General features: G+C 57.9%; 4 protein-coding genes. 3 read left to right on the forward strand and 1 reads right to left on the reverse strand.

Annotated elements, in window-relative coordinates:
* The first annotated feature begins 126 nt into the window (after positions 1 to 126).
* Positions 127 to 447, forward strand: coding sequence for a KGK domain-containing protein (locus NW827_RS11935; RefSeq protein WP_414403249.1), 321 nt, complete (start codon positions 127 to 129; stop codon positions 445 to 447).
* Positions 448 to 450: 3 nt separating this feature from the next.
* Entirely contained in the window at positions 451 to 705 is a 255-nt protein-coding gene (locus NW827_RS11940; protein ID WP_414403250.1) for an HNH endonuclease, read from the forward strand.
* A 16-nt stretch (positions 706 to 721) separates the two neighbouring features.
* Here NW827_RS11940 and NW827_RS11945 read toward each other — a convergent pair whose 3' ends face one another.
* On the reverse strand, positions 722 to 1,720 hold the full coding sequence (locus NW827_RS11945; protein ID WP_414359290.1) for a YgfZ/GcvT domain-containing protein: 999 nt from the start codon (positions 1,718 to 1,720) through the stop codon (positions 722 to 724).
* Positions 1,721 to 1,813: 93 nt separating this feature from the next.
* On the opposite strand from NW827_RS11945, the gene NW827_RS11950 reads away from it, so the two are divergent.
* Positions 1,814 to 3,044 (forward strand): hypothetical protein (locus NW827_RS11950; RefSeq protein WP_414503738.1); only part of this gene is annotated, 1,231 nt, incomplete at its 3' end.

Here is a 3,044-nt window from a genome sequence, read left to right on the forward strand (position 1 = left end):
AGTTAGGGTAAGGCTAATAGTTGAGTTTGAGCCAGAAGATCCAGGATCAGCAAGCGATGGATCTCCTCTGGATGACCTTCGAAAGGATGCCGATTAGCCAGGTCTGTTAGCACTAGGAAACAAGACATGCTTGACTCGATACTTCTCAAAGCAGATGATAAAGAAACTACCGTTGCGATTGGCGACCAAATCTATCTTCCTAGTATTTTGCACAGTGCAATTATTGATTACCTTCTTGCAGATATTGCACGAACAAATAGCTACCTTCGCTCAAAAAAGGTTCACGTAGAAATTAGAGCTTTAGTAGAGGGAGTAAAATCCCGAATCCTGCAGCCTAGAAAGGATTGGGCTGAGGGCAAAGTATCCCTTAAAGTTTGTCTCGAGTTTATTCCCGATAGCCCATCTCGAGACTCGGAACTAGATAGTTTTCGCAATACAGGTGAGTAATGGATGAAAGAGAGAAAACCTGGTGAGAGGATCCCGATCCCAGCATCTGTGCGGGAGTATGTCTTCCAAAGGGATGGCTTCCGCTGCCGCAGTTGTGGCAAATCGCCCCCAGAGGTGCAGCTTCAGGTTGATCACATCGTCCCCCTTGCCCAGGGCGGCAGCAACGACATCAGCAACTTGCAAACCCTGTGCAAAGTCTGTAATCAGCGCAAAAAGGACAGGTGGGATCCCCGCTTTCACCGCCACTTCGATCTCTAGGGAGCTGAGATCTACCTCAAACAACAGGCGGAAAGCTCAAAAAGGGCGGGCGGGTGAGGATCCCTGCTACAGAACCGACTTCCACCTCCCACCCTTCAGCCGGCTCGAACTTGGTGCGCACATAGCCCAAGCCCCAGTAGCCTTGGGAGGTGGGACCAGCGCTGGTCAACACACCAATCTTTTCTCCTTGCCGCACGATGTCGGCACCGGGCTGAGCCTCGCCTTGGAGGCGGATCCCCCATAAGGTTTGGCGGATGCGCCGGTAGGTTACCTGCTTGGCCAAGACTTCCTGGCCAATGTAACACCCTTTGGAGAGGGAAATGGCGTGCCATAGGCCGGCTTCCAGAGGGTTGTAGTCGGGGGTTAGCTCGCGGTCGGCGGCGGGGCGACCGGCCTCCAGGCGCAGGGCTTCCCAAAGTTCAGGTGAGGCCAGCTCTGCTCCCACCTGGAGCAAGCAGTCGACAAGGGCGGCTTTGTGCTCTAGGTTGCCCCAGAGGGTAAATCCCGGCTGGGCAAGGCCGCTGCCACAGGCCAAATGGACAGGGATCCCCTGAATCTCTACCTGGCGGTGTTCGTATAGTCTTGTCGGGATCCCTCCTGGGTCCATGACCTTCTCCAGAAGGGCCTGGCTCTGGGGGCCAATTAGCCCAAAGGCAAAGGTCTGATCGGTTACATCGACTAGCTGGGCCCCGCGCACAAAGGGCAACAGTCGCCCCAAGCTCTGCATCAGGGAGCGACAGCGCTGCGGCGAAGTCCAAATCCAGCAGGCTTCCTCTTCCGCGTAGACTGTGGCTAGATCTATGATCCCTGCTGTGGGGGTGACGAAAACCGTATCCGCCCCTTGGCCAGGGCTTAGAGCCTTGAGATTCTGAGTGCTCTGGCTGTGCAAGTAGTCTAGGGCGGCGGATCCCTGGATCCGCAAGCGACCCCACTCAGAGCGATCTAAGAGCAGGGATCCCGCCTGGGCGGCTCCAAGTTTGGGCGAGGGCGTGGGAACAGCAGAAACACCAGACATCGCTCACCCCAAAGGTGTCGTTTGGTTTTCTTCCCTACCCTAGAATAGGCTAGTTCACCCTAGCGTCTGTGGCGGAGCCCTGGCGTAGCGACCGTGATTGAGGTTGAAGTCCACCAACAGTTGCGGCAACTTTTGCGGCAGCTTCCCGAGGCCGGGTGGCCCCATCAGTTGACAATGGCCCGCATGGTGGCCCGGGGATTGCGGCTAGGACGCAGCACCTTGATTCAGGTGCCGGGTGGGGGCCAGCACCGCCTCAGCTATCTGCTGCCGGCTCTGATGTGGCCCCAGGCTACCTTGCTTTGTGCCACAGCGCCCGTGCAGGCGCAAATTTTGAGGGAAGAGATCCCCTGGCTGCAACAAGTCTTGCAGTTGCATAAGCCAGTTCTGCAAAAGGATCGCTGGCCAGATCCTGACTTTCAAGGGTTGCTGTTGGTCGATCCCCTAGATTGGTTGCAAGAGCGCCTAAGGGGGGCAAAGATGCCGACCGGGATCCCCTTGATCTTGGACGGCGCCGAGGAGCTGGAGGAGTGGGCCTACCAAGCGCTGACCCTAACCCTAGAAGCCAACCATTGGCAGCAACTGCGGCAAATCTTTCCTGCCGAGGCCGAGCGGATCTCCCAGGCCCAGGTTCATTTGACTCTAAAGCTTTTGCGACGGCCCCTTTCCCGCTGCTTGGTTCAGGCAGACGAACAGGTTCACCTGGAGGTAGCGCTGTCTTTGGTGGTTGGCTACCGCGGCTGGCTGCCGGATCCTTGGGATCAGCTCCGCCGGCGGCTCAGCGCCGAAGGGGATCCCGCTTCCCGCTGGGTCTGGTGGGCAGAAACCAATCGCGAGACTGGCCGCCTCACCCTTCACCACAGCCCAGTGGCCTTACACGAATGGCTGGCACCCATCTGGGCTACCCAGCCAGTGGTGATTATCGGCGAGGCGCTGGATTTAGATCGGCAGGCAGAGAGCTATCGCTGGCGCCTGGGCCTGCCGGACTTGACACCCCTGCGCTTCGGCTCAGGTGAAGAGTGGATCCGCTCCGGTGGGGAGCCGCTGCCCAGCCTAGCCCTCTATTTGCCATGGTTGCCCTTACCCAACAGTCCTCTGTTCCGGGAGCACTTGCTACAAGAGCTAAAGAGCCTGATTGCAAAGGCGCGGGGCTTTGTGGTGGTGCTGGTTTCGGATCAGCCCCTCCAGGGGCAAGTGGGGGCTGCTTTGGCCGCTGAGTTTGGCTCGCGGGTACGGGTGAATAGCCCCTTCATAGGAGAAAAGGGCATCTTAGTCTGCGACTGGTCCTACTGGCTGCAGCACAAAGCTAGCCTACCCTGTCCAGAGC

Source organism: Synechococcus sp. H70.1 (assembly GCF_047502705.1).
Classification (GTDB): domain Bacteria; phylum Cyanobacteriota; class Cyanobacteriia; order Thermostichales; family Thermostichaceae; genus Thermostichus.

Coding starts and splice junctions, on each gene's coding strand:
- NW827_RS11935 (WP_414403249.1), top strand. CDS start 127: ATGCTTGACTCGATACTTCTCAAAGCAGATGATAAAGAAACTACCGTT.
- NW827_RS11940 (WP_414403250.1), top strand. CDS start 451: ATGAAAGAGAGAAAACCTGGTGAGAGGATCCCGATCCCAGCATCTGTG.
- NW827_RS11945 (WP_414359290.1), bottom strand. CDS start 1,720: ATGTCTGGTGTTTCTGCTGTTCCCACGCCCTCGCCCAAACTTGGAGCC.